Genomic DNA, 14023 nt, shown 5'->3' on the forward strand with positions numbered 1-14023 from the left:
ATGTGGGGAATCATTGCAACTTGGCGAATGGCCTTTGATGGCGTGACTGTTGCGAGTCAATTACTAAAAGAAGGAATCGCAGTAGGAGATGCTATTGAATCAGCAGTACGCCTAGTAGAGGATAATCCTTTGTATAAATCGGTTGGATATGGCGGTTTACCCAATATTCAAGGAGCCGTTCAATTAGATGCTGCTTATATGGATGGAGATACCTACCAAATTGGAGGAGTCGCAGGAATATCGGATGTTAAAAATCCTATTTCTGTAGCTAAAAAGTTAAGCAAAGAGCGGTTTAATAGCTTTTTAGTGGGGGAAGGCGCGCATGCTTATGCAGTCCTGAATGGATTTGATATCCAAAATATGTTAACTGATCGTGCGAAAGATGAATGGGAAAAGCGGTTGAAAGAAGTCCAAAAAAATCAGTTAAATCCTTATGATGGTCATGATACAGTAAGCATGGTAGGTCTTGATGTCAGTGGTAGTATGGCAACCGGAACTTCTAGCTCCGGTCTATTCTTGAAACAAGCTGGTCGAGTAGGAGATTCTCCTTTGAGTGGCTCTGGCTTTTATGTTGATAGTGAGATTGGAGGAGCGGCGGCAACAGGCTTAGGCGAAGATTTAATGAAAGGCTGTTTGTCTTATGAAATCGTTCGTCTAATGAAAGCTGGTTATACACCGCAAGAGGCTTGTGACCAAGCCGTTTATGATTTTGATGAACGGCTAACAAAACGCAATGAAAAAGCAGGGGCTTTTTCATTGATTGCAATGGATCGTAATGGTCAATGGGGCGTTGCTACGAATGTTGAATTTACTTTTGTTGTAGCAACTGAAAAACAAAAACCAACGATGTATGTTGCAACACCAGCTAAAGAAAAACAAACGATGATTGAAAAAATCACAGAAGAATGGTTAGAACAACAACGTAAAAATCCAACTGTGGATTGAAAAAAATCGTCTGCTCTTTAGTGAGTAGACGATTTTTTTAGTTAATTAAAGGGAACAATTTTTGTACCATGGACTTCAGTAACACCTAATGTATCAACAACTTCTTGTGCGTTTTCATATGAGATGCCACCACCAGGTAAAATAATAATTCGATTGTCTGCATGAGCAATTAATTCGTTTAAATGATTGTAGTTTTCAGCAATTGGAGTGCCACTTGCTCCGCCATGAGTTAGAATTCGCGTCACACCATGTGCTACTAACCAATCAATCGCTTCAAATTGGCGTTCTTTAGGAATCGCATCAAAGGCCATATGGAAGGTAATTTGTAAGCCTTCTGCGTTTTCTATTAACATTTCTAAAGCTTCTTCATCTAGCCAATTATTGGGAGTCAAGCAACCAAATACCACACCATCGGTACCTAATTTTTTTGCTTCAATCAAATCGGTGTGCATTATTTTTAGTTCGATATCATTATAGACAAAATCACCACCACGAGGACGAATCATCGTCATGACAGCCACGCCTTTATCATCTGCATAGCTCAAGGCTTCTTCAATGACGCCAGTGCTTGGTGTTGTTCCGCCAACAGCTAAATTATCGCAAAGTTCAATTCGCTTAGCACCGCGAGCAATGGCTTTTGGTAAATCAGTATAATTTTCTGCACAGAATTCTCTTAACATCTTTTTGCCTCTTTTCCTTTTGTATATCTAGCATTTTAGCATAAGAATATGCTAAAGTAATGAAGGAAAGATGAGGAATCAAGATGTTAAAAAAAATTGACCGTAGTGCATTATTTTTAAAAGAGAATGCGCCTTTATTTCAATGTCCCTTATGCCATGAATCGATGACTGCTTTAGAGAGAGGTCTCATTTGTACCAACCATCACCGATTTGATTTATCGAAAAAGGGCACACTCTATTTTTTGGATCACCAAATAAAAACAGAATATGACCATGAAATGTTTTTACATCGAGGAGCAATGATTCAAAGTGGCATGTACCAACCACTTTTGGATGTGTTAGCACCACTTTGTGAAAATGAACAAATTCTTGATGTTGGTTGTGGTGAGGGAAGTTTTTTAAATAACTTAGCCAATCAAACAACTATCGGACCTAGCGTTGGTTTTGATATTTCAAAGGAAGGGATTTATTTGGCGACAAATCAACTAGCACCCTTATTTTGGTGTGTCGCTGATTTGACTAATCTACCTTTTGCTAATACATCGTTTTCTACAATTTTAAATATCTTTTCACCCTCTAATTATCAAGAGTTTAATCGTATTTTAAAAACAGATGGAAAAGTTATTAAAGTAGTACCGCGTAGTGGCTATCTAAAAGAATTACGCACAGCTTTTTATCCAGAAGATGTACAAAAACAAAGCTATTCAAATCAACAAGTTGTCGATAAATTTAAACAAATTTACCCTGAAATGACGCAGCAGCAAGTTTCTTATGTTTTTGATATTCCTGAAAAAAATCGTCTGTCGTTATTAGAAATGTCTCCCTTAGAATGGGGCGTTTCACCAGATAGGAAAGCAAAAGTTCAAGCAAAACCACTTGCAAAGATTACGATTGATTTAGATGTTCTAATTAGTCGATAAATTTGAATTTTTTTTGAATTTTTCTAGATTAATCTCTTGCATTCGTAAGGTAAGAATGATATATTAATTTCAAGTCATTTTTCATTGGTTTTTATCAGCATCCTGTTCTGATAAAAGTTAGTGAAAAGAGCTTCACTAACGTAACAACTCGCAGTGCTAGACACCGAGTTGTTACGTTTTTTTTATGCACATATCAACTTGTCATTTTTGAGAAAAAAAGTTAAGTTATCTTTTGATAAATTTTGATAGATGGTGTTTAATTGAGTTAGATGAAAGCTTTTCAAATGGAGGAGTGAACACGATGAAAAAGTTAACGTATCAAACAGTATGCAAAGCGTCTTTTTTTACATTATTTGTACCTTTATTATTAATTAGCTCCATAGCGTTAGCAGATGAAGGAACATCTTTAACATCCGAAATTCCAGCTGAAGAAACAGTGAAACAGAAAGCTGTTGAACCTACAACAGTCCACGTATCCGTTAGCTCATTAACTATCAATAGAAATGAAACACAACAAATTCAAGCGACAGTATCACCTGCAAATGCCGAAAATCAGCAAGTTTCCTGGTCCTCTACGAACGAACAAGTTGTCAAAGTGACGAATGGGCTTGTTGAAGGGGTGAAAGTAGGGACAACAACAGTTACTGCCAGAACAGCAAATGGGGTTGAAGAAAGTATTCCAGTCACGGTTGTTGATCCAGCTGTCGAATTAAAAGACACTAGTTCCAATATTCGTGTATCTGGAGTAGCCAGTGTGTTACCCAAAGAAACAACTTTAAAAGTGAAAACTAGTAAACAAGGAACAGAAATTTACAATCAAGTAAAAAAAGCGGTAAAAGGCAACTTTCTTTTAGTTGATATTCAATTGCTGAATAAAGCAGGAGAAACTATTCAACCAAATGGCAAAGTAAAAGTGCAGGTACCAGTACCCAAAGCATACCATCAAGAAAAAGTAAAAATGTATACTTATGATGCTAAAAATAATAACTTGACTGAAATCAAAGGGTCGATTGAAGCGGATATGTATACCTTTGAAACGACGCACTTTTCTTATTATGTTTTAGTCGAAGAAGTAGATGTCCAAGCATTAACAAAAACAATTAAGAAAGCAACTGCTTTATTGCCCGATGAATATACAAAAGAGAGCTGGGAAGCTTTAACGAACATGTTAGCGGTAGCCCAAGACGCCTTAGCAAACGCACAAGAACAAACAATCATTGATCAAGCAACGAGTGATTTAGATGAGGCAATCGCTAATTTAGAGGCTAAGCCAATTAAACAAGCTTTAAACCAAGCAGTGAGTAACGCTCAAAAACTGAAAAAAGCTGACTATGAAGCAACGTCTTGGCAAATATTCCAAGAAAAACTAATTCAAGCGCAGACTGTTTTGGAAAAGGACGACGCGACAAAAGAAGCAATTGATACGGCACTTAAACAATTACAAAGCGCTCAAAATAATTTGAAAGTCAAAGATAGCAAAAAATTAGCAACCGCTATTGAAAATGCCGAAAATCTAGTAAAAGCAGAGTATACAGAAAAGACATGGGCCATTGTTGAAGCTGAATTAAAAAATGCAAAAAACCTTGCTGCTGACGAAAATGCGACGCAAAAAGCTATCGATCAGGCGACAAATTCGTTAAATACGGCCATCAAAAAGCTAGAAAAAAATAAAAAAACGCCTTCAACAGTGGCGAGTAACAAGTTAGCCGAAGCTATCAAAAAAGCTGAAACGCTAGCCGAAGAACACTATACTGGTGAAACATGGAAAATCTTTTCTGAAAAGTTAGCTGCTGCGAAAAAAGTTGTGGCTGATGTAAGTGCCACTCAACAAGAAATCGATACAGCTTTGAGCGACTTAACTCAGGCACAAAAAGCATTAATTGCTAAGGTTGACAAAGAAGCATTAGGTGAATTAATCGATCAGGCACTTAAATTAAACGCGACTGATTTTGAAGCAAAAACATGGGATAACTTTAAAAAATCTTTAGAAGAAGCACAGACAGTATTCGGAAATGCGAAAGCTACTGTGAATGAAATTGCTGAAAGTTTTAAAAAATTAAAAGCAGATATTGCTGCATTAAAGTCTGCCAGAAATAAAAGTACAAGCAACAATGTGGCTAAGCCTACCTCAACTAGTCGTAAAACCAATTCGTTTAGTTTACCCAAGCGAACGAACAAAACTTATCCAGCATCACACCGTAAAACATCATTTTTACCACGTACGGGAGAACAATTTTCTGATTACTTACCCATTATGGGTGGGGGACTTGTTCTTGTAGGGGTAATTATCTTTATTCGACGTAGAAAAGCAAAAACAAATTAGGCAAAAGTCTGGGAAAAAGACCTCCCAGACTTTTTATTTCGAAAAATAAAAGAAGATGGTAAAAAATAAAAAATTGCGTTATCATTGATAGGAATATCAATGTACTATTGAAAAAGAAAAGAGGATTTTTTGTGAATCATATTGTCTTATTTGAACCACAAATTCCAGCAAATACTGGAAATATTGCCCGAACTTGTGCGGCAACTAATACGCCGTTACATTTAATTGAACCATTAGGATTTTCTACCGATGATAAGCAATTAAAACGTGCGGGCTTAGATTATTGGCATGATGTAAATATTACTTATCATAAAAGCTTGGCTGATTTTATAGCAAGTGTGGATGAAGCACCAGTCCATCTCATCTCAAAATTTGCGAATAAAGTCTATAGCGAAGAAAACTTTGCGGATGGTCGTGACCATTATTTCCTATTTGGAAAAGAAACAACTGGACTACCAGAAACATTCATGCGTCAAAATGCGGAAAAGTGTTTGCGGATTCCAATGAATGATGAACATGTTCGCTCATTGAATTTGTCCAATACAGCTGCTTTAATTGTTTATGAGGCGTTACGTCAACAGAGCTTTCCAAATTTGGAATTAACTCATCACTACGAAAACGATAAAATTGATTAGGAGTTTAATATGAAACTTTATTTTACGCGACATGGTAAAACAGAGTGGAATCAAGAGCGCCGTTTTCAAGGGATGAACGGTGATTCACCATTATTACCGACAAGTTATGAACAAATTCGATTGTTAGGACAACATCTCAAAGAAATTCCCTTTGAAGCTATCTATTCAAGCCCGTTAAAACGAGCACGTGACACAGCAGAAGGTATTCAACAAGAACTACTGCATCCAACAAAAATTGTTTATAAAGAGGATTTGCGTGAAATGGGCTATGGAGAATTAGAAGGTCAAAGTATTGATGAGATGTATATGAAATATAGCGATGATTTAACAAACTTACGATATCATTTAGACCGTTATGATCCTTCTGCTTTTAAAGGGGAAACGACTGAATTAATGTTACAACGAGTAGCTACCCCCATTTTTGAAGCTGTAGATTTGCATAGTGGCCCTGTCTTATTTGTTGGTCATGGTGCCTCTTTTACTGCAACTTTACAGTATTTAGTTGGAAAAGATCTTTCCGAACTACGGGCAATGGGCGGTTTATTAAATAATAGCTTAACAATTTTAGAAACTGGAGACCAACAGCTTCCATATCAGATGCGTCAGTGGAATGATGTGAGTTTTCTAGGGTAGTTTTTTTAAGGAAGGAGCGGGAACCATGTTGCCAGAAAAAACGTATGTTGTCGGCAAGGTTGCCGCTATTTTTTTTCAAAATCCAAGTAACTTTTTTAAAGTATTACTCATTCGTATTGAAGAAACGAATGCAGAGTATCGTGAGAAAGAAATAGTGGTAACTGGAAGTTTTGGCGAAGTGCAAGAAGAAGAGAGCTATCGCTTCTTTGGTGAGCTAGTAGAACATCCAAAATACGGTGAGCAATTGAAAGCTGATACGTATCAAAAAGAACAGCCAACCTCAGAAAATGGCTTAATTCATTACCTTTCCAGTGAAAAATTTCCTGGGATTGGTAAAAAAACGGCAGAACGAATTGTTGAATTGTTAGGCGAACAAGCGATTGATCGAATGATTGAAGAACCTGAACTATTAGCACAAGTTCCTGGATTAACTGAGAAAAAAAGAAAAATGATGCTAGAAACAATTCGTTTAAACTATGGAATGGACCAAGTGATTGTTGGTTTAAACCGTTTTGGATTTGGAAATCAATTATCTTTTGCCATTTATCAGGAATACAAAAATTCTGCTATTGAGATAATTGAAGAAAATCCTTATCGTCTCGTTGAAGACATTGAAGGAATTGGGTTTAAAAAAGCTGATAATATAGCAGAACAATTAGGCATCGAAGCAACCTCACCAAAACGGATTCGTGCGGCCATTTTACATCAAATTTTCCAACAGTCAATTCAAACGGGAAATACCTATGTACCAGCAAAAGAATTGTTGGATCAAACAATTCGATTACTCGAAACCAGTCGTCCCATTGAAATCCACCCAGAGCCAGTGGCTGAAGTGGTTATTCAATTGGTCAATCAAGGGAAGATTCAGCAAGAAGGTACGAACTTATACGAAAATAGTTTGTTCTTCTCAGAATGGGGGATTGCAACATCTATTCAACGTCTATTGCAACGTAAAAAAGAAATTCATTATCCAGAAAAAAAAGTTGAACAAACCTTACGTAAACTTGAGAAACGTTTAGGAATTGTCTATGGTTCTTCTCAAGAAGAAGCGATTAAACAAGCCATTCGCTCACCTTTATTTATTTTAACTGGAGGTCCAGGTACCGGGAAAACTACAGTAATCAACGGGATTGTTCAATTATTTGCTGAATTGAATGAAGTTGATTTAGAGCCTAGCAAATACACTGAAGAAACATTTCCAATCTTATTGGCGGCGCCAACTGGACGAGCTGCTAAACGTATGAACGAGACAACAGGTTTGCCAAGTGGGACGATTCATCGGTTATTGGGCTTAAACGGACGCGAAAAAGCAGCGGCTATGACACCAAAAGAATTAGAAGGTGGCTTGTTGATTGTTGATGAAATGTCAATGGTTGATACTTGGCTAGCAAATACGTTATTTAAATCAATTTCTACTAATATGCAAGTCATTTTTGTAGGAGATAAAGACCAATTACCATCTGTTGGTCCCGGACAAGTTCTACACGATTTATTAGAAATCGAGGACATCCCTAAACAAGAATTGAATGAGATTTATCGTCAAGGAGATGGGTCTAGTATTATTCCACTTGCCCATGAAATTAAAACAGGACATCTTCCACAAAATTTCACGCGTAATCAAAAAGATCGTTCGTTTTTTTCATGCGATGCATATAAGATTGAACCTTTAATTGCTCAAATTGTTCAACGTGCCAAAGATCGAGGTTTTACTCCGCAAGATATTCAGGTACTAGCTCCTATGTATCGAGGTGCTGCTGGGATTGATGCTTTAAATAAAATGATGCAAGAAATCTTTAATCCTAATCCTGATGGCAAGAAAAAAGAAGTACATTGGAATGAGACCGTGTATCGGATCGGGGATAAAGTATTACAATTAATCAATTCTCCAGAAGATAATGTGTTTAATGGAGATATGGGACAAATTGTTGGTATTACTTATGCGAAGAATTCAGAAGATAAAGTTGATGAATTAACTATACAATTTGATGCGAATGAAGTGACGTACAAACGAAATGAGTGGAATAAAATTACACTATCGTATTGCTGTTCGATTCATAAGTCTCAAGGTAGTGAATTTAAAATGGTTATTTTGCCTATGGTTCATCAATATCAGCGGATGCTACAAAGAAATTTACTTTATACGGCAATTACCCGTAGTAAAGAGTTACTTATTTTGTTAGGAGAATTACCAGCCTATCAACAATGTGTTGAAAATGAATCGAATCTCCGTTATACAACATTGAAAGAACGGATTTTAGGAATTGATAGCCTATCGATAGTCATGCGCCAACGGATTAATCAGTATGAAGAGGCTGATGAAGACCCATTTACTGAAGAAACTGAAGTGGTTACGCCTGTAGTTGAAACAGTTGAAGAAAATCAAACATCTTTATTTGAAGAAAAGGAAAAATTACCAGAGTTGCCAGAGTATCTTACTGAAGAAATAGTTAGAACAGGGATAATTGATCCGATGATTGGGATGGAAGAAGTCTCACCTTATGATTTTCAAAACAATTAAATAATAAATATAGGTGAACAAAAAAATCTGAACGACACAAAGGAAAGTGTCGTTCAGATTTTTTCTTAAAAACGAAGATTAACGTTTTTTCATCCCCAAAAAAGTTGTTGAGTCACCCCTAAAGATAAGTCATAAGGACCATGACCTAATTCTTCGCCATCTGCTTGTGAATATTGTGGTGTAGGTGACACAATTCGTAATTTTGTTGCCGAAAGATGATGGTAGTATTTGGATAGATGATGTTTTTTTCGGAACAATAAGAAAATTAACCAAAAGATTTTGTATAATGGAATGCGTTCAACGACAACCAAGTCTAGGGCTGCTTTTTCAATCGTCGCCATAGGGGCAATCGGTACTCCGCCACCAAAATAAGGATGGTTTGTAGTTGTACATAAAAAAGCTTTATCATAATGGTAAGTTTGTCCGTTGGCTTCCACTAAAATTGGAAATCCTTTTTGCTTCAATAAGACTTGCAGAACAGAAGCAATGTAAGATAGTGAACCAAGGTTATATTTATTTAAATTTGTTTTTGTGTCAGAATGATTCGTTCGATATACAATAGCTGCATCTAAACCAATCCCTACATTATTTACACTAATCCCCATGCGCTCTTGAATTGCTTCATCATAAGTCAAAATATTTACTTTGCGCGGTTGGGTTGTTTGAGTAATTCGCAGAAAGGCTTGTTTTACATCTTTAGGTAAACCAATCCCACGAGCAAAGTCATTTCCTGAGCCTGCTGGAATGTAAGCAAGGGGGAGTTCTTTATTCATTCGTTTCAATTGATTCATTACTTGATGAAGCGTGCCGTCACCACCTATGACAACTAACAAAGGAAAAGGCTCCCTATCATCCTCTGATTCGAAAGGACGTAAACGATTGGTTGCAAGCTCGTCTACAATTTCTAACTCATGATTAGGATATTCTGTTAGGTAAGTTGTAAATAAATAATTATGTTGTTTCATTAATGAACAAACTTGCTCACTGATTTTTTTTCCGTTTCCCCCGCCAGCTACTTGATTGACGAGAAGATGATAATGAACTGTCATATGATATTATCTCCAAAAAATTTTTTCTGCTAAATATTATAACATGGAATGAATAAGAGTGTGCGAAAAAGAGATTTTCTATAAAAGAGCACAAAAAAATAGAATCCAATGAGAAAAGGTAGTTAATCTATCTGTTATAGATTAGGTTTGATAACAATGGAAGGTTCTAATGTCCACTTCGTCTTGTTTCATCTCATTGGATTCCTATTCAGTTAGTAAGGAGTTATTCAAATTCCCACATCCTTTTCGTTTACTTGAAGACTCACAACAATTCTTTTCAACAGCTCCTACTTCGGCTGCGCTACTGGGAATTACTATGACTCCTTACACTTATTTTATACCATGAACCAGCTGTTTTTGCAAGCGATTACAATTTTGGGTGGAGTTATTTTTTACAGAAAGTCTTACAAGTGGGAGCGTAATCTGCTATAATTCATTGCTGAGGGAAGTGAATGAATGAAATATTATCATCTTATTTGTTTATCGATGATGTTGTTTGGTGTCCAATATGTCTTACAGAATGTTTTACAACTTACTCTTGCTACATGGATTAGAGGCCTTTTTTTTATTTTGCAGTTACTTATTTTTATTACCTATGCATTGTTGCTGATTGTGTTTTTATTAGCTTCAAAACGTCAAAAGAGAACATTTAAGAAACAAAAAGAGAAACAACAAGCTTCACAGGTATAAAAGGCGACGTTAAATAATTTTCATAAAGCCTAATCCAAGGCTTTTTTTTTGTAAAAAAAAAAAGACAAAACACAAGGTCTTGTCTCTACAAGTTAGACTTTTTCAGCAAAATTTAACTTACTATCAATATAATACATCACTGGTGCAGAAATCGTCATAATGATTAATTCACTTAAGGCTGTTGTGCCATAAATTGGCCAAAATGGTAATTCTGATGTGATGTGCAGCATTAAGGCAATTAGAAACATACTAGCCGTAAAGAATACTGTATTTAAAACCATACGCATTTTTACGTTTTTAACAACATTTTGTAAAAGTGCTGTTAGGCTCAAAGCTAATAGTGTTTGCCCGCCGCCAAAAAGAACATCTAAAATTCCAAAACCGAAAAATAAATTGTAGACGAGGACTCCTCCAAAAACGCCCCACATTAATTTACGATTGAATACGACTAAATGATTTAAACTTTCAGATAGACGAAACTGAATGGCACCTGATGAAAAAGGTAAGATGAAGCTTAGTACGACGTATAATCCCATAATAATAGCATTTACAATGATGAGATATAATTTTTTGTTGCGATGAGTTGACATAATTTTCCTTCTTTCTCCGAGTTTTGATTACGCGGGATGGTTGATGAACCGCGGTATGAAAAAGCACAACAGATTATATTTTAAATTTCCTGGTAAGAAAAGTCAATAAAAAGGTAGTTCCTCCTTTAGCATAGATGCTTGGAAAGAAGCTACCTTTTTTATTAAGGGTTTAAGTCTTCAATTTCAACGACTTTAAATTGTTTATTCTCTAACTGTGCGATAATTTTGTCACGTAATTCAAGACTTGTTCCAGCAGGCAAGGTGATTAACGTACGGCGAATAAATTCATCTTTACCTACATCTAATGTGATACAACTAGCAATGTTGCTATATTTTGAAACAATTTTAGAAATTGCTGCAAGATCACCTTGTTTGCCAGTTGAAGCAATTGTTAAAACATAACTGCCATCTTCAATACTCCATGATTGTGCAAGCATATTTAATAACGAACTGTGTGTTAAGATTCCGTAAAATTGATTGTCTTGATCCAAAACAGCGATATAAGGTAATTCTTTAATAGTAAAAAACACATGGAAGAATGAATCAGCAACATGAATGAATTTTGTTGCATTTTTTAATAGGTGAGTTACTGGCAAGTTCATGTCTCCACCGTTTGCTTTATGGCGATAAATGTGCATTTTATAGATATTACCACGGAAAATTTTACGTGATTCATCTAAAATCGGTACACAACGATAACCAGATTCTTCTAAAATTTCTAGAGCTTCTGCAAGGGTGTTTTTTTCACTAACTGTTGTTAAATTTTGTTTTTTATATACCATTGTTTTTAATAACATTTTTCTGCCTCCATTTGAGATTTATTAACAATCTTATCATACCATAAAATAGCAGAAAACTGGTCGAATAATTGACAGTATTTGAAAATCATGGTAACTTTACTAAGTATGAAATCATTTTTAAAAATGAGCAGGAGGCAGAGGAATGGCCGGAAAAAAAGCAGCGTTAGCATGTTCTGTTTGTGGTTCTCGTAACTATACAAAATCAGTCAGCGAAGGCAAAAAAGGCGAACGCTTAGAAATTAATAAATTCTGTAAATATTGTAATCAATATACACTACATAGAGAAACGAAATAAGGAGGAATATCATGAACTTTTTACGTAGCGTCAAAGACGAAATGAAAAAAGTCACTTGGCCATCAGGAAAAAAATTACGTAAAGACGTAATCGTGGTTATCGAGACTTCATTAATTTTTGCGGCTTTATTTTATCTTATGGATACAGGCATTCAATCCGTATTCAGTTGGATTCTAAAATAATTGTTTGGTAATGTCAGACTAGCGAAATTAGCCTAAGGGTGTTATACTGTGTGATGAGGAAAAAAACTTCGGAAGTATCTGAGGTTTTTTTATTATTCCGTGAAAACAAACAACTGATTTGTTCGAACATTATTCGGGGTGAATCCCACCCGATAATCTGAGGGATTCAATTTATAAAAAGATAGGGAGCCAAAATAATGGAGTCTTTTGAAAAAAGTTGGTACGTACTGCACACATATTCAGGTTACGAAAATAGAGTGAAAGCAAACATTGAATCTCGTGCACAAAGCATGAGAATGGGTGATTTTATTTTTCGTGTAGTTGTTCCAGAAGAAACAGAAGTAGAAGTGAAAAATGGAAAAGAAAAAGAAATCGTTCATAAAACTTTCCCAGGTTATGTATTAGTTGAAATGATGATGACCGATGAATCATGGTATGTTGTCCGTAACACTCCTGGTGTAACTGGATTTGTAGGCTCACATGGTGCAGGGAGTAAACCAGCTCCATTGTTACAAGAAGAAATTAATTCAATTTTACGTTCATTAGGCATGAGCACGCGTGCGGTTGATTTAGAGGTACAAGTAGGCGATACGGTAAAAATTATCGAAGGTGCTTTCGCTGGTTTAGAAGGTCATGTTACTGAAGTTGATACTGAAAAAGAAAAATTAAAAGTAAATATCAATATGTTTGGTCGCGAAACAAGTACAGAATTAGACTTTGAGCAAGTAGATACGATTGATTAATCCTAAAGAGCAAAGTAACATTTGCTCTTTTTTTCTTGCTTAAGGAAAGATAATTAAGAGGGGGATGAAAAATGTCAGCGGCAATATTTCCTTTTTCATTAAAGTTAGTCAGAGGACAATCTTGGCTAGTAAAAAAAGAAGATACTGTCAAACTTTTACTAGGATTGCATGGAGAAATAACCGTTCGTAAAAATGGCATGGATTATAGAATGTTAGTTGAGCAAGCAAAAAACGAGCACAAACAAACACTAGGAAACAAAGGGTACCAATCTGCTATACCAGCAGAGGTTGTCCCTCGTTAATAAAATTTGTAACTTAATTTCAATGAAATAGATGAGGTGGAAACATGGAACAATTAAAATATCGCAGTGTCTTTGATATCATTGGACCTATCATGGTGGGGCCAAGTAGCTCACACACAGCAGGGGCAGCACGAATTGGAAAGGTTGTCCGTAAAATTTTTGGTGAGCAACCAGATACCGTAGATATTTATTTATATGAATCTTTTGCTAAAACGTATCGTGGTCATGGGACAGATATTGCTTTAGTAGGTGGATTGTTGGGGATGGAACCTGACGATCCACAATTAGCGGATTCATTAAAGATTGCACATGAAAATGGCATGGAAGTCTTGTTTGTACCTAAGCAAGAAAAGGCAGAACATCCAAACATGGTACAAATGAAAATTACGAAAGGTAATCGTAAATTAACAGTTACTGGAAAATCAATTGGTGGTGGGAATATTCAAATTTCCGAATTAAATGGTTTTAAGTTATCCCTTTCTTTAGGTGTACCAACGTTTATCATTGTGCATCAAGATGTTCCAGGAATGATTGCTAAAGTTAGCCAATTACTATCAGATGCTGAAGTGAACATTGGAACAATGACAGTCACGCGTGAATCGAAAGGTGAAAAAGCGATTATGATTATTGAGGTAGATGAACGTAATGAAGCAATTTTAGAACAGATTCGTGCATTGGATTCTATTTACAGTGCCTCATATTTTGGATAAAGGAGCAA

General features: G+C 35.9%; 16 protein-coding genes. 12 read left to right on the plus strand and 4 right to left on the minus strand.

Annotated features, from left to right (window positions below; all coding sequences use genetic code 11):
- Nucleotides 1–945, plus strand: a complete 945-nt coding sequence (locus tag AC4BC5_RS10270) for a glycosylasparaginase (protein WP_490495303.1) — start codon at nt 1–3, stop codon at nt 943–945.
- A gap of 41 nt (nt 946–986) precedes the next feature.
- Here the strand turns inward: AC4BC5_RS10270 and AC4BC5_RS10275 are convergent, their stop codons facing one another.
- Nucleotides 987–1625 carry a copper homeostasis protein CutC gene (locus AC4BC5_RS10275; RefSeq protein ID WP_490495304.1) on the minus strand — a complete coding sequence of 213 codons (639 nt, stop codon included), beginning with the start codon at nt 1623–1625 and terminating at the stop codon, nt 987–989.
- An 83-nt stretch (nt 1626–1708) separates the two neighbouring features.
- On the opposite strand from AC4BC5_RS10275, the gene AC4BC5_RS10280 reads away from it, so the two are divergent.
- The 5 genes from AC4BC5_RS10280 to recD2 all read left to right on the plus strand — a co-directional run bounded on the left by AC4BC5_RS10280 (nt 1709) and on the right by recD2 (nt 8654).
- Nucleotides 1709–2545 (plus strand): methyltransferase domain-containing protein, encoded by an 837-nt coding sequence (locus tag AC4BC5_RS10280; protein ID WP_490495305.1) that lies wholly within the window; start codon nt 1709–1711, stop codon nt 2543–2545.
- Between the two features lie 301 nt (nt 2546–2846).
- Nucleotides 2847–4868: an Ig-like domain-containing protein gene (locus AC4BC5_RS10285; protein WP_490495306.1), complete on the plus strand. Its 2022-nt coding sequence runs from the start codon at nt 2847–2849 to the stop codon at nt 4866–4868.
- A 131-nt stretch (nt 4869–4999) separates the two neighbouring features.
- Nucleotides 5000–5503: a tRNA (uridine(34)/cytosine(34)/5-carboxymethylaminomethyluridine(34)-2'-O)-methyltransferase TrmL gene (gene trmL, locus AC4BC5_RS10290; protein ID WP_490495307.1), complete on the plus strand. Its 504-nt coding sequence runs from the start codon at nt 5000–5002 to the stop codon at nt 5501–5503.
- 9 nt (nt 5504–5512) lie between these two features.
- A complete protein-coding gene (locus AC4BC5_RS10295; RefSeq protein ID WP_490495308.1) occupies nt 5513–6136 on the plus strand; it encodes a histidine phosphatase family protein in 624 nt (207 codons plus the stop codon).
- Between the two features lie 25 nt (nt 6137–6161).
- Nucleotides 6162–8654 carry an SF1B family DNA helicase RecD2 gene (gene recD2, locus AC4BC5_RS10300; protein WP_490495309.1) on the plus strand — a complete coding sequence of 831 codons (2493 nt, stop codon included), beginning with the start codon at nt 6162–6164 and terminating at the stop codon, nt 8652–8654.
- 89 nt (nt 8655–8743) lie between these two features.
- Here recD2 and AC4BC5_RS10305 read toward each other — a convergent pair whose 3' ends face one another.
- Nucleotides 8744–9703: a diacylglycerol/lipid kinase family protein gene (locus tag AC4BC5_RS10305; protein WP_490495310.1), complete on the minus strand. Its 960-nt coding sequence runs from the start codon at nt 9701–9703 to the stop codon at nt 8744–8746.
- A 456-nt stretch (nt 9704–10159) separates the two neighbouring features.
- Between AC4BC5_RS10305 and AC4BC5_RS10310 the strand changes: the two genes are divergently transcribed.
- Nucleotides 10160–10393, plus strand: a complete 234-nt coding sequence (locus tag AC4BC5_RS10310) for a hypothetical protein (protein WP_490495311.1) — start codon at nt 10160–10162, stop codon at nt 10391–10393.
- 92 nt (nt 10394–10485) lie between these two features.
- Here the strand turns inward: AC4BC5_RS10310 and AC4BC5_RS10315 are convergent, their stop codons facing one another.
- Nucleotides 10486–10983: a QueT transporter family protein gene (locus AC4BC5_RS10315; protein WP_490495312.1), complete on the minus strand. Its 498-nt coding sequence runs from the start codon at nt 10981–10983 to the stop codon at nt 10486–10488.
- Between the two features lie 161 nt (nt 10984–11144).
- Nucleotides 11145–11780: a cyclic di-AMP binding protein CbpA gene (gene cbpA, locus AC4BC5_RS10320; RefSeq protein WP_490495313.1), complete on the minus strand. Its 636-nt coding sequence runs from the start codon at nt 11778–11780 to the stop codon at nt 11145–11147.
- Nucleotides 11781–11925: 145 nt separating this feature from the next.
- Between cbpA and rpmG the strand changes: the two genes are divergently transcribed.
- From rpmG to sdaAB, 5 genes are all read left to right on the plus strand, one after another.
- A complete protein-coding gene (gene rpmG, locus AC4BC5_RS10325; protein WP_207941617.1) occupies nt 11926–12078 on the plus strand; it encodes a 50S ribosomal protein L33 in 153 nt (50 codons plus the stop codon).
- An 11-nt stretch (nt 12079–12089) separates the two neighbouring features.
- Complete coding sequence (gene secE, locus AC4BC5_RS10330; protein WP_490495314.1) at nt 12090–12260, plus strand: preprotein translocase subunit SecE; 171 nt, start codon at nt 12090–12092, stop codon at nt 12258–12260.
- 197 nt (nt 12261–12457) lie between these two features.
- The gene (nusG, locus tag AC4BC5_RS10335; protein ID WP_490495315.1) at nt 12458–13003 is read left to right on the plus strand and encodes a transcription termination/antitermination protein NusG; all 546 of its coding nucleotides are present in this window, start codon (nt 12458–12460) and stop codon (nt 13001–13003) included.
- Nucleotides 13004–13074: 71 nt separating this feature from the next.
- Nucleotides 13075–13305: a hypothetical protein gene (locus tag AC4BC5_RS10340; protein ID WP_490495316.1), complete on the plus strand. Its 231-nt coding sequence runs from the start codon at nt 13075–13077 to the stop codon at nt 13303–13305.
- A 44-nt stretch (nt 13306–13349) separates the two neighbouring features.
- The gene (gene sdaAB / locus AC4BC5_RS10345) at nt 13350–14015 is read left to right on the plus strand and encodes an L-serine ammonia-lyase, iron-sulfur-dependent subunit beta (protein WP_490495317.1); all 666 of its coding nucleotides are present in this window, start codon (nt 13350–13352) and stop codon (nt 14013–14015) included.
- Nucleotides 14016–14023 lie beyond the last annotated feature (8 nt).

The organism is Enterococcus sp. AMC2644, from assembly GCF_058216475.1.